The following is a 17,244-nucleotide window of genomic DNA, read 5'->3' as shown; positions in this document are numbered from 1 at the left end:
CCGGTCGCCGGGTCAGTCGTGCGCCCGCGCGATGAGTTGCCGCGCCTGCCGCAGCAGCGGTTCGTCGACCATCCGTCCCTCGAAGACGAAGACGCCGCCGGATGCCGCGGCCGCCGCCGAGAGCACGCCCCGGGCCCACGCCACCTCGTCGGCGCTCGGGCGGAACGCGGCCCGGATCAGCTCGACCTGGCTCGGGTGGATGCACATCGCTCCCGCGAAACCGGAGGCCCGGGCGTCGTCGGCCTCGGCCCGCAGCCCGGCCTGATCGGCGATGTCCAGGTGCACGGTGTCGAACGCCGCCTTGCCCTCGCTCGCGGCGGCGATGAGCACCCGCGACCGCGCGTAGTGCGCGTACTGCCGGTACTCCCCGCTCGCGAACCGGCTCGACGTCCCGCCGAGCGCGGCGACGAGGTCCTCGGCGCCCCAACTGAGCGCCACGACGTTCGGCGATGCCGCCAGCTCGTCGGCGTTCCTGACCCCGCGCGGGCTTTCGCAGAGCGCGATCACCTCGAATCCGGCCAGTCGTTCCGCCTCGCCGGCGCTCTCGGCCTTGGGCAGCATGACCGTGCGATAGGGCGTCTCGGCGAGCGCCGCGAGGTCGCTCTCCCACAGCCCGCTCGACGAGGGGTTGATGCGCACGATCGTGCGGGCCGGATCGAGCGAGGACGCCACCACCGCGGCCCTCGCGCGATCCTTGGCCTCCCGCGCGACGCCGTCCTCCAGGTCGAGGATCACCGCGTCGGCCGCCGCGGCCGCCTTCGCGAACCGCTCCGGCCGATCCGCAGGGCAGAACAGCAGCGCCGGGCCGGCGAGCACCTCAGGCCTCCTCGGTGTGCGGCTCGGGCAGGCAGAGCATGAGCGCCGAGCGGCGCGCGACCGCGACGACCTCGCCGTGCTGGTTGCGGGCCGTGTGCTCGAACTCGACGACGCCCTGGCCCGGGCGGCTCTTCGAGAGCCGCTTCGAGAGCACGCGGGTCTCGGAGTACATCGTGTCGCCCGCGCGCATGGGATGCGGAAACCGCACGTCGCCGAAGCCCAGGTTCGCCACGATGGTGCCCTGGGTCAGCTGCGCGACCGAGGCCCCGACGAGCGTCGACAGGGTGAACATGCTGTTGATCAGCCGCTCGCCGAACTCGGTCGACTTCGCCCATTCCGCGTCGAGGTGCAGGGACTGCGTGTTCATGGTCAGGGTCGTGAACAGCACGTTGTCGGCCTCGGTCACGGTCCGCCCGGGGCTGTGCACGTAGACCGCCTGCTCGTCGAGCTCCTCGAAGTACAGGCCGCGCTGCTCGATCCGCCGCTCCGTCATCTGCTCTCTCCCTCATCCGTGCCCGCATCGTCCGTGACCGAACCGTCGCCCGATGCGGCGTCGGCCACGACCGAGGCCACCACCTGGTCACCGGTGACCTGGGCCCCGAGGCCCACCCGCAACTCGACGGTGCCGCTCTGCGGAGCCCGCAGCACATGTTCCATCTTCATGGCCTCGATCGCGAGCACCGGGGTGCCCGCGTCGACGTGCCCACCCTCGTCGACGAAGACGGCGACGACCGAACCGGGCATGGGCGAGCGCAGCTCCGGGTTCGTGGCCGCCGTTCCGCTCGCACGTCGCGCGACCCCGAGGTCGTCGAACGCCCAGGCCGAGCCGTCGTGGCCGAGGTGCAGCCGGAGTCCGTCGCGGGCGAACCACAGGGTGCGGCTCGCGTCGCCGATCCGCACCCGGGCGCGCGCGCCGTCGAGCTGCACCGAGCCGATCCGGCCCTCCTCGTCGAGCTGCACGAGCGCGTGCGTCGCCCCACCGGTGACCGCCACACTGACCGCCTCCCCCTCGGCCACGCCCACCAGGTGGTAGCGGGCCGGCGACGCGGCGCCGAGCCGCCAGCCGTCGTACCGCCACGGCCCGGCATCCGCGCCCGCCGCGTCGAGGGCGTGCAGGATGAGCGCGGCCTCCGCGAAGGTGGCAGCAGCGGAGGCCCCGGGGCGGCCGAACTCGGGCGTCTCGAGGCGACGCTCGATCAGGCCGGTGTCGAGCTCGCCGGCGACGACATCCGGATCCGCCAGCAACTCCCGCAGGAACGCCACATTGTTCGCGACCCCGAGGGTCGCCATCTCGCCGAGCGCCGCGCGCAGCCGACGCAGCGCCGTCGGCCGGTCGGGCGCCCAGGCGATGACCTTGGCGAGCATCGGGTCGTAGTCGGGGGTGACGTGCAGGTCGGGGCGGAGGGCCGAGTCCACCCGCACGTGCTCGGCCACGGGCTCCGAGAGCGCGAGCACCGTGCCGCCGGTGGGGAGGAAGCCGCGACGGGGATCCTCCGCGTAGACCCGGGCCTCGACCGCGTGGCCGTGCAGCACGACGTCGCTCTGGGCGAAGTCGAGGCTCTCTCCCGCGGCGATCCGCAGCTGCCACTCCACCAGATCGAGCCCGGTCACGAGCTCGGTCACCGGATGCTCCACCTGCAGCCGGGTGTTCATCTCCATGAAGAAGAACTCGCCGGGCGCGTCGGCTGACACCAGGAACTCGACGGTGCCCGCCCCGCGGTAGCCGACGCTCCTCGCCGTCTCGACCGCGGCCGAGCCGATGCGCGCGCGAGTCGCCTCGTCGAGCAGGATCGACGGGGCCTCCTCCACCACCTTCTGATGGCGACGCTGCAGCGAGCACTCCCGCTCGCCCAGGTGCACGGTCGTGCCGGCGTCGTCGGCCAGCACCTGCACCTCGATGTGCCGCGGGCTCGTCACGTAGCGCTCCACGAAGAGCGTGTCGTCGCCGAACGACGACGCCGCCTCGCGCCGCGCCGCGGCGATCGCCGCGACGAGTTCTCCCTCGGCCCGGACGAGGTGCATGCCCTTGCCGCCCCCACCCGCCGACGGCTTGATGAGCACGGGGAACCCGATCGCGCGAGACGCCTCGGCGAGCGCGTCGTCGCCGAGACCGGGCTCGGCGAGGCCCGGCACCACGGGCACGCCCCGGGACGCGACGTGAGCCTTGGCCCTGATCTTGTCGCCCATGATCTCGATCGCCTCGACCCCGGGTCCGACGAACACGATGCCGGCGTCGGCGCAGGCGCGTGCGAACGCCGCATTCTCGGCGAGGAATCCGTAGCCCGGATGGATCGCCTGAGCGCCGTGTGCGAGCGCCGCCGCCACGATCCGCTCGATGTTGAGGTAGCTGTCGCTCGCGTCCGCAGAACCGATGCGCACCGCCGCGTCGGCCAGTCCGACGTGCCGGGCCCCGGCATCCGCGTCGCTGAAGACCGCGATCGACCGGATGCCGAGCGCGCGCAGGGTGCGGATCACCCGACACGCGATCTCGCCCCGGTTGGCGACCAGTACCGTCTCGAACACGCCGATCACATCCTGAAGACGCCGTACGAGACGTCGTCCATCGGCGCCCGCGAGCACACCTCGAGGGCCATCCCGACCACCCGGCGGGTGTCGGCGGGATCGATGATGCCGTCGTCCCAGAGCCGCGCCGTCGCGTAGTACGGGCTGCCCTGTCGCTCGTACTGCTCCAGGATCGGCGCCGCGAACGCCGCCTCTTCGGCCTCCGACCAGGTGGCCCCCGAGGCCTCCACCTGCTCGCGGCGCACGGTCGACAGCACCGAAGCCGCCTGCGGCCCGCCCATCACCGAGATGCGGCCGGCCGGCCACATCCAGAGAAAACGCGGGGAGAAGGCGCGACCGCTCATCGAGTAGTTGCCGGCCCCGAACGAGCCGCCGACCACTACGGTCAACTTGGGGACCCGGGCGCAGGCGACGGCGGTGACCATCTTGGCGCCGTGCTTGGCGATGCCGCCGCGCTCGTAGTCGCGACCGACCATGAACCCCGTGACGTTCTGCAGGAACAGCAGCGGGACCTTGCGCGCGTCGCACAGCTCGATGAAGTGCGCGCCCTTGAGCGCGGATTCCGAGAACAGCACCCCGTTATTGGCGACGATGCCGACCGGATGGCCGTGGATCCGCGCGAATCCCGTCACCAGGGTGGCCCCGTAGTCGCGCTTGAACTCGTGGAACTCGCTGCCGTCGACGATCCGCGCGATGATCTCGCGCGCGTCGTAGGGGGTCTGCAGGCCGGTCGGCACGACGCCGTAGAGCTCGGCCGGATCGACGACGGGCTCCGTCGCCGCGACGACCTCCCAGGCTCGCTCGCGCGGCGCGGGAAGCTGCGCCACGATGTCGCGCACGATCTGCAGGGCGTGCGCGTCGTCGTCGGCCAGGTGATCGGCGACCCCGGAGTACCGCGTGTGGGTCACCCCTCCCCCGAGCTCCTCGGCGCTGACCACCTCCCCGGTCGCCGCCTTCACGAGCGGCGGTCCCCCCAGGAAGATCGTGCCCTGGTTCGCCACGATGACCGTCTCGTCGCTCATCGCCGGCACGTACGCTCCGCCCGCGGTGCTGGAGCCGAGAACCGCGGCGATCTGCGCGATGCCGCGGGCCGACATCCTGGCCTGGTTGTAGAAGATCCGGCCGAAGTGGTCGCGATCGGGGAAGACCTCGTCCTGCATCGGCAGGAAGGCGCCCCCCGAGTCGACCAGGTACACGCAGGGCAGCTCGTTCTGCTCGGCGATCTCCTGGGCCCGCAGGTGCTTCTTGACCGAGACCGGCAGGTAGGTGCCGCCCTTGACCGTGGCGTCGTTGCCGACGATCATCACCTGCCGCCCGTGCACGAGCCCGATGCCCGCGATCACGCCCGCGCCCGGCACCTCGTCGTCGTACATCCCGTTCGCGGCGAGCGGGGCGATCTCGAGAAAGGGGCTGCCCCGGTCGAGCAGCCGCTCGATGCGCTCACGCGGCAGCAGCTTGCCCCGGCCCAGATGCCGCTCACGGGATGCCGCGGTGCCGCCGAGCGCGGCCGTCGCCAGCCGCGCGCGCAGTTCGTCGACGGCGGCGCGCTGAGCCGCGGCGTTCGCGAGGAACTCCGGGCTGCCGGCCCGAGCGGAGCTGCTCAGCCTGTCCATCGCACGTCCGTCCGTTCGGTCTCCCTCAGGTTACTGAGCACTAACTGAGATGTCCACCGCCCTAGGATCGGATCGTGGCAGAGACCTGGCGGGCGACCGAGAAGGCCCACCGCCGCGAGAAGTACCTCGCGGCCGCGGGGCATCTGTTCGCCGAGCGCGGCTACCGCGCGGTCTCGATCGAAGACCTCGGCGCCGCGGTCGGGGTGAGCGGTCCGGCGCTCTACCGGCACTTCGCGAGCAAGGAGGCGATGCTCGTCGAGCTCCTGATGGATTCGAGCGAACGCCTCATGGCCGGCTTCGAGGCGACGGTGGCCCAGGGCGCGGACGATCTCGCCACGCTCACGAACCTCATCGAGTTCCATGTCGACTTCGCGATGAGCGAGCGCGACGTCATCCGCATCCAGGATCGCGAACTGGCCCAGCTGCCCGCCGAGGCGAATCATCGGGTGCGCGAGATCCAGCGCCGCTACCTCCAGGGCTGGCAGCAGATCGTGGCGCGACTGCGACCCGAGCTCTCGCCCGCCGACCTCGAGATCAAGATGCACGCCGCCTTCGGGGTGCTGAACTCCACGCCGTACACCGCGCGACTCGACCCGGCGACGGATGTACGGCGGGTGCTGGCCGAGACCGCGCTCGTGACCCTGCTCGGCACGGTCCCCGCGCGCTGAACCGAGTCCCTCCCCCTGGGCTTTTCGGTTATCGCTTGCTAACCTGGCCGCGCATGATGCGTACCTGACGACGCGTCCGACGAGGGGCCATGACCGACTACCTGGCCACCGGGAATCTTCCGGATGACTACCGACAGCTCGCGGCATCCGTCGCCGACTTCGCGCGAACCGTCGTCGCCCCCGTCTCGGCGGAGCACGATGCGCAGCACAGCTTCCCCTACGAGGTGGTCGCAGGCATGGCCGAGATGGGCCTGTTCGGGCTCCCCTTCCCCGAGGAGTACGGCGGCATGGGCGGCGACTACTTCGCCCTCTGCCTCGCCATCGAGGAGCTCGCCAAGGTCGACCAGAGCGTCGCCATCACCCTCGAGGCCGGCGTCTCGCTCGGGGCGATGCCGATCCACCGCTTCGGAACCGACGCGCAGAAGGGGGAATGGCTCCCGGCCCTCACCAGCGGCCGGCAGCTCGCCGCCTTCGGCCTCACCGAGCCGGGGGCCGGCAGCGACGCGGGTGGAACCCGCACCCGGGCCGTCCTCGACGGCGACCACTGGGTCATCGACGGCAGCAAGCAGTTCATCACGAACTCGGGCACCGACATCACAGCGCTCATCACGGTCACGGCCGTCACCGGCGTCGGTCCGGATGGCGGGAAAGAGATCTCGACGATCGTCGTACCCGCGCAGACCCCGGGCCTGACGGTCGAGCCGGCTTACGACAAGGTCGGCTGGAAGGCCTCGGACACCCACCCTCTGACCTTGACCGACGTGCACGTGCCCGAGGCCAACCTGCTCGGCGAGCGCGGGCGCGGCTACGCCAACTTCCTGCGCATCCTCGACGAGGGGCGCATCGCGATCGCGGCCCTCGCCGTCGGCGCGGCCCAGGGCTGCGTGGATGCCAGCGTCGCCTACGCGACGCAGCGGGAGGCCTTCGGCCGCCCGATCGCCGCCAACCAGGGCATCGCCTTCAAGATCGCCCGCATGGAGGCGCGCGCCCATGTGGCCCGGACCGCGTACTACGACGCCGCGGCCCTGCTGCTCGCGGGCAAGCCGTTCAAGAAGCAGGCCTCGATCGCCAAGCTCGTCGCCTCCGAGGCCGCCATGGACAACGCCCGCGACGCCACCCAGATCCACGGCGGCTACGGGTTCATGAACGACTACCCGGTGGCCCGGCACTACCGCGACAGCAAGATCCTCGAGATCGGCGAGGGCACGAGCGAGGTGCAGCTCATGCTGATCGCCCGGACGCTCGGCCTGTGACCTCGCGCGCGCCGCGCCCGTCCCCGAGCTAGGAGTTCCCGACCTCGCGATGCAGCACCTCACCGTCGCCGGTCGCGACGGTGAGGACGGCGGGGTTGCCGCTGAGGCGCACGGTGATGCGGTCGTCATCGATGCCGGCCACGACATCCGCCGCCCACTCCAGGTCGCCCCACGCCACGGTCGCCTCCTCGGCGTCGTCGAGCAGGGACACGTCGGTGCCCCGGCCACGCGCGGCCCGCACCGCCGCCGCGAGCGGTTCGACGGCGAGCCGGGTTCCGCGGATCTCGTCGCGCAGCACCGCCTCGAGCAGGCGGTGCTCCTGTCGCTGCGCCGAGGTCGATGACCCCGACGCAATGGTTGTGAGCACCGGCAGCACCCGGCGCCGCACGAGAGCCAGCTGCGTCGCCCGCTCCCGCTCGCTCTCGGCGCGCAGCTGCTCTTCTCCGACGCGCTGGCGCCGCACCGCCTGCAGCGTCATCACGTCATCGGCCGCCCTGCGCAGGATCACGGCGAAGAAGGTGCCGGCCAGCAGCGCCCCGATCTCGCCGTAGGTCGGCGACAGACCACTCCATAGGCCGTGGGTGACGACGAGACTCCAGGTCCAGGTGATCGCACAGACGACGGCCATCCCGATCCAGGCCCAGCGGATGCGGCCGAGCAGAGCGACCCCGAACCACACGAAGTTGCTCGCGTTGTAGTTCCAACTGCGGAACCCGTCGGCCCCGTTCACCGGGATCTGCTCGAGCATGAGCACCGTGCAGGCGGCGACGAGCGCGATGACCAGCAGCACCCACCGCAGGGCGAGCGGATGCCGGCGCGGAAGCACCGTGAGCGCCGCCGCCCCGGTCAGGAGCGCCAGCGCCCCGACACCGTGTCCGTCTCTCATGGCAGGCCCGCCCGCGAGCACCGCGATGATCGTGTTCACCGCCGTGAAGGCGGCGAGCACGACCCAGGCCGGCCACCCGGCGAAGTCGAGCGGAGTGCCGCGCTGCAGCGGGCGTGAGTCCCGGGTCATGGCCTCATCCAGCCGATCCGTACGGTCGTACCGCGACCGGATTCCGATTCGATCGCGGCGTAGCCGCCGGCGATTCCGCGCATGCGCCCCACGATGCTGACCGAGATTCCGAGGCGCGAGGTCGGCACGGACTTCGCGTCGAAGCCGACCCCGTCGTCGAGCACGAGCACGGCGACGCCCTGCTCGTCGAGGCGCACATGCACGGCGCGCGCCGCGGTGCGGTCAACGGCGTCGGCGTGCACCACGCTGTTGCGCAACGCCTCGGCCGTCGACTCGCTGACGGCCTCGATGACCTCGGGCGGCGGCGGACGCTCCCCGTCGAGCTCGAACCGGAACTCCGCGTCGGGTGCGATGTCGGTCGTGATCGACTGCAGCTCCCAGACCAGCTGGGCCGCCGTCACCGGCTCGGGGTCGCCGTCGGAGCCGTACCGCTCGATCTGCCGCAGGGCACGACGAGCCTGGTCGGCCACCACCCGTTCGTCTCCCCCGACCGCCGAGGCGAGCAGCACCGCGAGCACGTTGTCGTGCACGAGCGCATCGATGCGGCGCCGCTCACGGGTCCGGGCGCTCTGGGTCGCGTTGCGCCGCGTCTCGATCTCTGCGGCGAGACCCGCCTGGTCGAGCAACTCGCCCAGGCGTCGCGACGCCATCGCCAGCGCGACGAACAAGGCGCAGAAGAACAACTCGAACAGGGTGCCCTCGATCGTCCCGTTGATCGATCCCGGAGCACAGTAGAGCAGGCGGTCGACGGCGATCAGCACCCCGCTGAGCCCGAGGTAGATCCAGGCGGCCACCGTCGGCAACGACACCGCGGCGGCCGAGGCGCCGATCACCATGAGCGAGATGAACCAGGGTGCCTCGCCGGGGTCGCCGACCCCCTGGCGCGGGAGCGCGAGCACGAAGGTGAGCATCCCGAGGAGGTAGATGCCGGCGAGCACCCCGGCCATGATCTGGAGCGTCCGCACCTCGGCGAGCCATGAGCCGACGGCGATGACGATCGTCGCGGCCAGGTAGGCGCCCGCGAAGCCGACATCCCATCCGGGGTCGATCGTCGGGGACTGCGCGAGGAAGGCCGGGAAGTTGAGCGCGGCGAAGACCACGCCGCCCACCCCGACACCGCGGGCCATGGCACGGGTGATCGGCGCCGATGCCGAGACCACCGTGGGCGCGATCACCGCTCGTTCTGTACTCACTCGCGCCCCGGCATCGGCAGGAAGCCGTCTTCGATCGCGCGCTTGTACAGGTCGATCTTGGTGGGCGCCGCCCGCCCCACACGCGCGTACTTCGAACGGATGCGGCGCACGTAGTCCTCGACGGTTCCGACCGCGATCCCGAGCGCGGAGGCCACGGCCTGCGTCTTCAGGCCGGTCGCGAACATGGCGAGAACCGCCTCCTCCTGCGCGCTCAGGCCGGCGTCGGCGAGTTCGGGATCGGCATCGATCGCGGCGGCCCACTCCGTCGACATGAGGGCCTGACCGGCGGCGGCCGAGCGGATGGTCTCGAGCAGCACGTCGACGGGCGCCGACTTGCGCACGATGCCGAGCACCTCGGTGCGGGCCACCAGGCGCACGAAGTAGGGGTCCTCGCCCGAGGTGTAGGCGATCACCCGCATTCCGTGCTCCCGCAAGGCCGTGACGTTGCTGATCGGCGACGACCCGTCGGCGAGGCGCAGGTCGAGCACGACCAACTCGGCGTCGGGATGCTCGACGAGCAGTTCGTGGACGGTCGGCGAGATGCCGAGGAACTGCACGGACGGGACCTCGGCCAAGGCGGCACGGAACGCGACCTCGACGATCGCGTGATCGTCGACGAGCGCAACGCGGGTCGGCCGTGACGCACTCACCTGGACCATGTTCCCGCCACTCTACTGTTCGGCTTTCGTGCCTACGCGTTCGGCTGGTTCGCGGCGTCGCCCTCGTACGTGCTCGTGAAGACGAAGCCCCCCTTGCCGTCCAGGGCCACGTAGCCCTGGATGTCGTAGGAGTCGAAGACCGCGACCGCCTGGCCGTACTCCCGCGATGTGCGGAAGTCGGCATCCATCTCGAGAGAGCCCGCGGTATCGGTCTTGACCGTCCAACCGCCGTCCTTCCAGGGATCGAACGACACGATCGGTCGCTGCTTGATGCTCCAGTTGATGTTGCTGAGCGTGGCCCCCGGAGTGTCCATCACGGAGTACCCGCAGTTGCCGGTCGGCGCGAGCACGGGCTGCGCGATGCAGGCCTGGAGGAAGTCGTCGACGGCCGTCCGCGCGCTCGCGACGCCGTCGGCGGTCAGCTGCACCTGCAGGGCGACCTTCTTACTCGTGTCGAATCTCGACACGAGGGCGTCATGACTGTCGGCCGTCACGAGCGTGGTGTCGCTCTCGATCGCGAAACGGTAGTCGCCGGGCAGCGCGAGGAAGACCGCCGAGTCCTCGCCGTTCGAGCTCAGGGGGACCCCGTTCGCGGTCACCGTCACGCCGGCGGGTCGCCCGTCGTCGAGTTCGACGGTCGGAAAAGAGGTGCCGTCGACCGTCCACACGTCGAAGAGCAGCACCTTGCGGCCGGTGACCAGTTCGAAGGGCTGCTTCCACGACCCGGCGTCGGTCGTGAGCTCCACCTGGACGATGGCCTGCGAGCCCCTGATCACGGTCGACAGGATGCGGTACGTCATGATGCGATGCTTCGCGGCGGCGTACACGTCGTCGGCGACGAGGCTGCGGTTGCCGTCCGGCGCCGGCTGGAGCGTCGCGACGGCCGCCTTCGACTGGCCCTTCACGACGAGGTCGAGGAAGCGGCTGACGCTCGCACTCGGGGCGTAGTTGGAGGCCAGCGCCAGGTAGCCGATCCCGAACGCGGCCAGGATCAGTACCCCGACCCCGCCGAGCACGAGGCCCAGGACGAGGCCGCGAGGGCGACGACGAAGCGGAGACGATGACGCGTGCTGCTCGGCCGCTGCGGCCGACGCCGGCGCGACGGCCGGCTCCGTCGAGACGGCAGGGGGCGTCGGATCGACGGTCGACGGCGCGAGTCCGAACGGCGGAGGCGGTACGGTCTCCGGCTCGACGGGCGCGTCAGGGTCGGAGGGCGGCGGAGTGGTCAGGGCGTGCTCTCATGCTCGAGCGGACGAAAGGTCAGCTCAAACTACCGGGGAATCCTCACGCAAGGGAAGCCTCATGGGTCCCCCCAACATGGTGAAGGCCCCGGTCTGCACGACCGGGGCCTTCGTTTTCGTTGCGGGGACAGGATTTGAACCTGCGACCTCTGGGTTATGAGCCCAGCGAGCTACCGAACTGCTCCACCCCGCGGCACAAGAAGTGAGCCTATCACGTGCGTTGGGGGTTGGCTGCGTCGCTCAGTTGCCCTCCGCTGCGATCGCCGCCTTGATGGCATCCTGCATCTGCTGGTCGGCCTGCGCGGCCGCCACGAGATCGTTGGTCGCGTAGGCGGCCTGACGCCTGGCGAGGGCGGCCTGGTAGTCGCTGAGGGCCTTCTTGAGCGCGGCGTTCTGGGTGCCGGTCGTCGTACCGCTCCCGGTGCCCGTGCCGGGCGAGGTGCCCGACCCGGTTCCCGCCGCGCCGTTGTCCCCTGCGCTCGCACCGGAGTTGCCACCGAACAGCGAGTCGAGCGCCGCGTTCAGCGTGTCCTCGAAAGCGATCTTGTCTCCGAAGGCCACGAGCACCTTGCGCAGCAGCGGATAGCTGGTGTCGGCGTTCGCGCTCGACTGCACGTACACCGGTTGCACGTAGAGCAGCCCCCCGCCGACCGGGAGGGTCAGCAGGTTGCCGTAGACGACATCCGTCTGCCCCTGTCTGAGAAGGTTCAGCTGGGTCGAGACCGTCGGATCGGAGTCGAAGGTGTTCTGCACCTGGCCCGGCCCGGGCACGGTCGCCTGCTTCGGCAGGGTGAGCAGCGTCATCTTGCCGTAGTTCGGCCCCGCATCGGAGTCCACGGCCAGGTACCCGGTCAGCACGCTGCGGCTCGACGACGACGACGACTTGGGGATGTAGGTCGAGTACAGCGTGAACGCCGAGTTCTTCGTGCCCGGCACCTGCATCGTCAAGTAGTACGGGGGCTGGGCTTTGGCGGTCGACTTGGGCTGGGTCGGATCGTTCGGCACGCTCCAGGCGTCGACGCCCTGGTAGAACGAGGCGGCGTCGGTCACGTGGTAGGTCTGCAGGATCGAGCGCTGCACCTTGAACAGATCGGCGGGATACCGCACGTGCGCGGTGAGCTCGGTGCTCATGGCGCTCGCCGGCTTGATCGTCGCGGGGAAGATCTTCTGCCAGGTCTTCAGGATCGGGTCCGTGGTGTCCCACGCGTAGAGCGTCACCTTGCCGCTGTAGGCGTCGACGGTGGCCTTGACCGAGTTGCGGATGTAGTTGACGTCGTCGAGCGCGTAGTCCGGCTGCGGCGTGTAGGTGTCGACGATCGTGTTCGACAGCTGCTGCACCCGCGAGTACGGGTAGTCCGCGGTCGTCGTGTACCCGTCGACGATCCACACCACGCGCCCGTTGACCACGGCAGGGTACGGGTCGCTGTCGAGGGTCAGGTAGGGCGCGACCTTCGTGACGCGGGCCTTGGGGTCGCGGTCGTAGAGGATCTGCGAGTCGTTGGTCACGGCGCTCGAGAAGACGATCTCCTGCGACTGGAACTTGATCGCGTAGACGAGCTTCTTGAGGAAGCTGTCGAGCTTCGGTCCTCCGTTGCCGCTGTAGGTCGTCGTCGCGCCGTCGGTGCTCGCATCGGACGCGGTCGTGCCCCCGCCGGACGGGTAGTCGAACTCGACGTTCTTCGAGCCCTTCGGGGCCCCGACGATCGAGTAGCCGGGCGACTGCTCGCCGAAGTAGATGCGGGGCTGGTAGCTGCCGAGCGAGCCCTTGGGCGGGATGTCGGACTCGAGGAACTTGGGCTGGCCGTTGCTGGTGCGCTGGTTGCCGTACGCGGCGACGACCCCGAAGCCGTGCGTGTAGACGAGGGTGTCGTTGTACCAGCTGTTGGAGCTCTGGTTCGCCGAGTCGAGCTCGCGCACCGCGATGACCGTGTCCTGGGTCGTGCCGTTGATCTTGTAGCGGTCGACATCCAGGTGGGGGCTGAACTGGTAGTACTGCCGCACCTGCTGCAACTGCGCGAAGGTCTTGCTCACCAGGGCGGGATCGAGGATGCGGATGCTCGCGGCCGTCTCGGCATCCGCCCGCAGCTGCCCCGCCTGCACGTCGGTCGTCGCGTTGTACTGGACGGTCTTGACGCCGTTGACCCCGTAGGCATCGCGGGTCGCCGAGATGCTGCGGTCGATGTACTTCGATTCGAGGGTCTGCGCGCTCGGGTTGACCTGGAAGTTCTGCACGATGGCGGGGTAGATCGAGCCGATCACGATGCTCGACACGATCAGCAGCGCCGTGCCGATCAGGGGCAGGCGCCACCGGCCGATGATCGCCGTGACCACGGCGAGCAGCGCCACGAACGCGGCGATGCCGGCCAGGATCACACGGCTCGGGATCGTGGCGTTGACGTCGGTGAACCCGGCGCCCGTGATGCTCACGGAGGTTCCGATCGAGGTGCTGTCGGTGAGGGTGGAGTACTGGTCGAACCAGATGCTGACGGCCTGCAGCCCGAGGTAGATGGCCGCGGTCAGGGCGAGCTGGATGCGCGCGGGGCGTGAGATGCGCACTTCGCGCCCCGTGATCCGGATGCCGCCGTAGAGGTAGTTGGTGGCGAGCGCCGCGAGCCCCGCGATGATGACGGCCGCCGAGGCGTACGCCACCACCCCGCGGTAGAACGGCAGCTCGTAGACGTAGAACGACACGTCGAGGTGGAACTGGGGATCCTTCGTGCCGAAGCTCGTGCGGTTCAGGAACTGCAGCACGGTGGGCCAGCGGGTCGCGGTCGAGACGCCCATGAACAGGCCCAGCACCACCGGGATGCCGTACATCGCCAGGCGCCGCAGCGGCTCGATGACCTGCTGATAGCGGTCGAGCTGGGAGTTGAGCTTGGCGTACACCGGGCGTGCCCGGAAGGCGATGAAGATGCTGAGCCAGACGGGAAGGGCCATCGCGACGAATCCGACCCCGAACATGGCGGCCGTGGCAGCCCACTGCGTCGTGAGCACCTTGAGGTAGCCGATCTGGTCGTACCACAGCACGTCGGCGTACAGCCCCGAGAAGATGAAGAAGGCGATCACGAGCGCGGCGATCACCGCGGCGGTGATCGCGAACGCGGCGCGTGTGCGGTTGCGGGGCGGACGTTGGGGTCGACTGGCGGTGGAGGACGTCACCCGTCGATCCTAGGGTCGCCTCCTGCTAGAACGCTTCGCTACTTCGCGGGGCAGCTCGGCAGGGAGCCCGTGCCGGATCCCGAGGCGATCGCCCGCACGGCGGCGAGCGAATCGTCGAGCGTCTTGACCGCAACGACCCTGATGCCGCTCGGGATGTGCCCCCTGACCTCGTCGCAGTTCGAAGCCGGGGCCAGGAACCAGCTCGCCCCGTCGTCCCGTGCGCCGTACAGCTTCTGACGGATGCCGCCGATCGCGCCGACCGAGCCGTCGGGGTCGATCGTGCCGGTACCCGCGATGTGCTTGCCCCCGGTCAGGCTTCCGGGGGTGAGCTTGTCGTAGATGCCCAGGGCCAGCATCATCCCGGCACTCGGACCGCCCACATCCTGCAGCTGGATCTTGACGTCGAAGGGGAAGTCGAAACGCGATCCGGTGTAGATGCCGATCGCGGGCTTGCCCGTTTCGGCATTGATCTCGGGAGTGATCTCGACCGTCTTCGTCGTGCCGGCGCGGCGGATCACGAGCGAGACCGACCCCGAGGTTCCCGTGGCCCTGATCGCCGACTGGAGCACGGCAAGACCGGTGATCGGCTCGCCGTCGACGGTCACGAGCTCGTCACCCGCCTTCAGCCTGCCGGCCGCGGGCGTGCCCTTGATGACCTGCGCCACGAGCAGCTGGGAGGTGTAGCCGACCTTGAGCTCGGTCAGGGCGGCGGCGATCGCGTTCTGCTGGGAGTTGCTCATATCGAGCGCGCTCTCCTCGTTCGCCTGCTTGTCGGTCTGCCCGGGCGGGTAGATCTCGTCGAGCGGAACGGCCGCCCGGCTCGCGTCGAACCACGAACCGGCGAGTTCGATCCAGCTGACGCGCTGCTGCGGCGAGCCGTCGACGTAGACGGTGAGCATGTCGAGCATGCCCCCGGCCGGGTAGGTCGTCCTGCCCGGGATCTCGATGAGCGGAACGTTCTTGCCGCTCACCAGGGTCTTGCCCAGCACGTTGTACACCGGCCCGGGGCGCTCGACCGCGTAGGGCGACGGGGAGACGCCGATCAGCACGGTTCCGGTCACCGCGGCGACGAGCAGCAGCCAGCCGGTGGCCCGGGCGACCCGACCACGGTCAGAGAAGAGTGAGCGCAACGGAGTCGGGGCTTTCGGGTCGGATGGAGGTCGTGCGGATGACGTCGGCTGTTCGCTGCGGGCGGAGGCCGTGCGGGGCCAGCCTAGGCGAATCCCCCGGTTCGCCGGCCGGGCGAGGGCTACCGTAGAACACATGGCTGATGATTCGCGGGACGAGCCGTCTGAAGACGACTTCCGCGACATGCTGCGCGATTTCCTCGCCGGCAATACCGACCTCGACCCCGCCAAGCTCGCGAGCGCCGCGGGGCTGCCCGACGATCCCGAGATGGTGCAGCGCCTGATCGGCCAGCTGCAGCAGGCGCTGCAGAACAGCGGCGAGGGCATCAACTGGGGTCTCGCCCTCGAACAGGCCAAGGGGCTCGCCGCCCGGTCCGCGGTCGTGAGCACGCCCGCCGAGCAGTCCGCCCTCGAGCAGGCTCTGCACGTGGCCGAGCTGTGGCTCGACGAGGTCACCTCGATCGCTGAGCTCACCGTCGCGCCCGTGCTGCTCACTCGTGCCGGATGGGCTGAGGCCACCATGCCGGTGTGGACCCAGCTCGCCGAGCCGGTCGCCCACTCGATCGCCAATGCCCTCACGGGGGTGCTCGAAGAGCAGGCTCCCGAAGAGCTCAGCGGCATGCTCGGCAACGCGGGCCAGCTCATGCGCAACATCGGCGGAACGCTCTTCGCCATGCAGCTCGGGCAGGTCGTGGGGCAGCTCGCGGGCGAGGTCGTCTCGGGCGGCGACGTCGGCATCCCGCTGCTCGACGGCGACCACCGGCAGGCGGCGCTCGTGCCGCAGAACGTCGACGCCTTCGGCGCCGGACTCGACATCCCCGTCGACGAGGTGCGGCTCTACCTCTCGGTGCGCGAACTCGCGCACGCGCGGCTGTTCCGTCACGCCAAGTGGCTGCGGCTGCACCTGCTGACGCAGATCACCGACTTCGCCCGCGGCATCCGGGTCGACACCGAGCGGCTCGAGGAGCTCGCCGCCGACTTCGACCCGCAGAATCCCGAAGAGCTGCGGGCCGCGATGACCAGCGGGGCGCTGATCCCGCCGAAGAGCGACGAGCAGCTGGCCGCCCTGGCCCGCCTGGAGACGATGCTCGCCCTGGTCGAAGGGTGGGTGGATGTCGTGACCGCCGCCGCGACCAAGCGCCTGCCCAAGAGCGCGGCGATCGCCGAGTCGGTGCGTCGCCGCCGCGCCGCCGGCGGACCCGCCGAGTCGGCCTTCGCCACCCTCGTCGGACTCGAGTTGCGACCGCGCCGGCTGCGCGAGGCGGCCGCCATGTGGCAGAAGGTCACCGATGCGGTCGGCAACGACGGGCGCGACGCACTGTGGGCCCACCCCGACCTCATCCCCTCGGACCAGGACATCGACGACCCGACGGCGCTGATCGCGCGGCTCGGGCAGGATTCGCGGATCCCCGACGACGTCGACATGGCCATCGAGGATCTGCTGAACGACGACGGCGAGAACCGCCCGCACGAGGTGTAGCGCCGGCGCGCGGCCCGTCGCCGCGGCCCGCCCGAGCCCCCGCCGCCCTCACGGCGCCCGTAGCGCTGTGGACGAACCACGACGACACGCGTCGCGACGGGGCATCCTCGGAGGATGGTGCTGAAGATACGGGGCGGGATTCCGCTGGTCTGGCGGAGCCCGAGCAGCCTGCAGTTCGGGGTGGATGACGCGCTTGTCGTCCTGGAGGACGTGCACGAGGACACCGAGCGGCTGGTCGCCGCCCTCGTCGCCGGCATCTCGCCCAGCGGTTTCGAGATGATGGCGCGCGGCGCCGGGATCCCGGCGTCGCGCGCCGACGAGCTGCTCGAGCGCCTGTCGCCCGTGCTCGACGACGGCGCCGCCGATGCCGGGCCCCACGCTCGGGTGCTGGTCACGGGCGACGGCATGCTCGCCGACGAGCTGCGCACGCTGCTGTCGCAGTCGGGAGTGCTCGCCGCATCAGAACCCGACCTTGCCGTCGTCGTGGCGGGCTGGCT

Annotated in this window: 13 protein-coding genes and 1 tRNA gene; 3 read left to right on the top strand and 11 right to left on the bottom strand. The window is 70.4% G+C overall.

Annotation, left to right across the window (positions count from 1 at the left end):
- Positions 1–12: 12 nt before the first annotated feature.
- From ACFPJ4_RS02230 to ACFPJ4_RS02215, 4 genes are read right to left on the bottom strand one after another with little or no spacing between them, the layout of a single operon-like run.
- On the bottom strand, positions 13–816 hold the full coding sequence (locus ACFPJ4_RS02230) for an HpcH/HpaI aldolase/citrate lyase family protein (RefSeq protein ID WP_386738657.1): 804 nt from the start codon (positions 814–816) through the stop codon (positions 13–15).
- Between the two features lies 1 nt (position 817).
- Positions 818–1,309, bottom strand: a complete 492-nt coding sequence (locus ACFPJ4_RS02225) for a MaoC family dehydratase (protein ID WP_386738656.1) — start codon at positions 1,307–1,309, stop codon at positions 818–820.
- Positions 1,306–3,345 carry an acetyl/propionyl/methylcrotonyl-CoA carboxylase subunit alpha gene (locus tag ACFPJ4_RS02220; RefSeq protein ID WP_386739755.1) on the bottom strand — a complete coding sequence of 680 codons (2,040 nt, stop codon included), beginning with the start codon at positions 3,343–3,345 and terminating at the stop codon, positions 1,306–1,308. The genes ACFPJ4_RS02225 and ACFPJ4_RS02220 overlap by 4 nt, the downstream gene beginning before the upstream one ends.
- Positions 3,345–4,952 (bottom strand): carboxyl transferase domain-containing protein, encoded by a 1,608-nt coding sequence (locus ACFPJ4_RS02215; protein WP_386738655.1) that lies wholly within the window; start codon positions 4,950–4,952, stop codon positions 3,345–3,347. The genes ACFPJ4_RS02220 and ACFPJ4_RS02215 overlap by 1 nt, the downstream gene beginning before the upstream one ends.
- 74 nt (positions 4,953–5,026) lie before the next feature.
- Here ACFPJ4_RS02215 and ACFPJ4_RS02210 point away from each other — a divergent pair, with 74 nt between their 5' ends.
- Both ACFPJ4_RS02210 and ACFPJ4_RS02205 read left to right on the top strand, forming a co-directional pair.
- Positions 5,027–5,620, top strand: a complete 594-nt coding sequence (locus tag ACFPJ4_RS02210) for a TetR/AcrR family transcriptional regulator (protein ID WP_386738654.1) — start codon at positions 5,027–5,029, stop codon at positions 5,618–5,620.
- 89 nt (positions 5,621–5,709) lie between these two features.
- Positions 5,710–6,873 carry an acyl-CoA dehydrogenase family protein gene (locus ACFPJ4_RS02205; protein WP_386738653.1) on the top strand — a complete coding sequence of 388 codons (1,164 nt, stop codon included), beginning with the start codon at positions 5,710–5,712 and terminating at the stop codon, positions 6,871–6,873.
- Between the two features lie 28 nt (positions 6,874–6,901).
- Here the strand turns inward: ACFPJ4_RS02205 and ACFPJ4_RS02200 are convergent, their stop codons facing one another.
- From ACFPJ4_RS02200 to ACFPJ4_RS02170, 7 genes are all read right to left on the bottom strand, one after another.
- Positions 6,902–7,888, bottom strand: coding sequence for a hypothetical protein (locus ACFPJ4_RS02200; protein WP_386738652.1), 987 nt, complete (start codon positions 7,886–7,888; stop codon positions 6,902–6,904).
- Positions 7,885–9,063 (bottom strand): sensor histidine kinase, encoded by a 1,179-nt coding sequence (locus ACFPJ4_RS02195; RefSeq protein WP_386738651.1) that lies wholly within the window; start codon positions 9,061–9,063, stop codon positions 7,885–7,887. The genes ACFPJ4_RS02200 and ACFPJ4_RS02195 overlap by 4 nt, the downstream gene beginning before the upstream one ends.
- A gap of 14 nt (positions 9,064–9,077) precedes the next feature.
- Positions 9,078–9,731 (bottom strand): LuxR C-terminal-related transcriptional regulator, encoded by a 654-nt coding sequence (locus tag ACFPJ4_RS02190; RefSeq protein ID WP_386738650.1) that lies wholly within the window; start codon positions 9,729–9,731, stop codon positions 9,078–9,080.
- A gap of 41 nt (positions 9,732–9,772) precedes the next feature.
- Entirely contained in the window at positions 9,773–10,756 is a 984-nt protein-coding gene (locus ACFPJ4_RS02185) for a hypothetical protein (protein ID WP_386738649.1), read from the bottom strand.
- A gap of 344 nt (positions 10,757–11,100) precedes the next feature.
- Positions 11,101–11,174: transfer RNA gene (locus tag ACFPJ4_RS02180), tRNA-Met, on the bottom strand.
- 47 nt (positions 11,175–11,221) lie between these two features.
- Positions 11,222–14,140 carry a UPF0182 family membrane protein gene (locus tag ACFPJ4_RS02175; RefSeq protein WP_386738648.1) on the bottom strand — a complete coding sequence of 973 codons (2,919 nt, stop codon included), beginning with the start codon at positions 14,138–14,140 and terminating at the stop codon, positions 11,222–11,224.
- 38 nt (positions 14,141–14,178) lie between these two features.
- On the bottom strand, positions 14,179–15,270 hold the full coding sequence (locus ACFPJ4_RS02170; protein ID WP_386738647.1) for a YlbL family protein: 1,092 nt from the start codon (positions 15,268–15,270) through the stop codon (positions 14,179–14,181).
- 133 nt (positions 15,271–15,403) lie between these two features.
- Here ACFPJ4_RS02170 and ACFPJ4_RS02165 point away from each other — a divergent pair, with 133 nt between their 5' ends.
- On the top strand, positions 15,404–16,747 hold the full coding sequence (locus ACFPJ4_RS02165) for a zinc-dependent metalloprotease (RefSeq protein ID WP_386738646.1): 1,344 nt from the start codon (positions 15,404–15,406) through the stop codon (positions 16,745–16,747).
- The last annotated feature ends 497 nt before the right edge of the window (positions 16,748–17,244 follow it).

The sequence above is a fragment of the Lysinimonas soli genome (assembly GCF_042655435.1).
Lineage (GTDB): Bacteria > Actinomycetota > Actinomycetes > Actinomycetales > Microbacteriaceae > Lysinimonas > Lysinimonas soli.
This window is presented reverse-complemented; position numbering and strand designations above follow the sequence as displayed.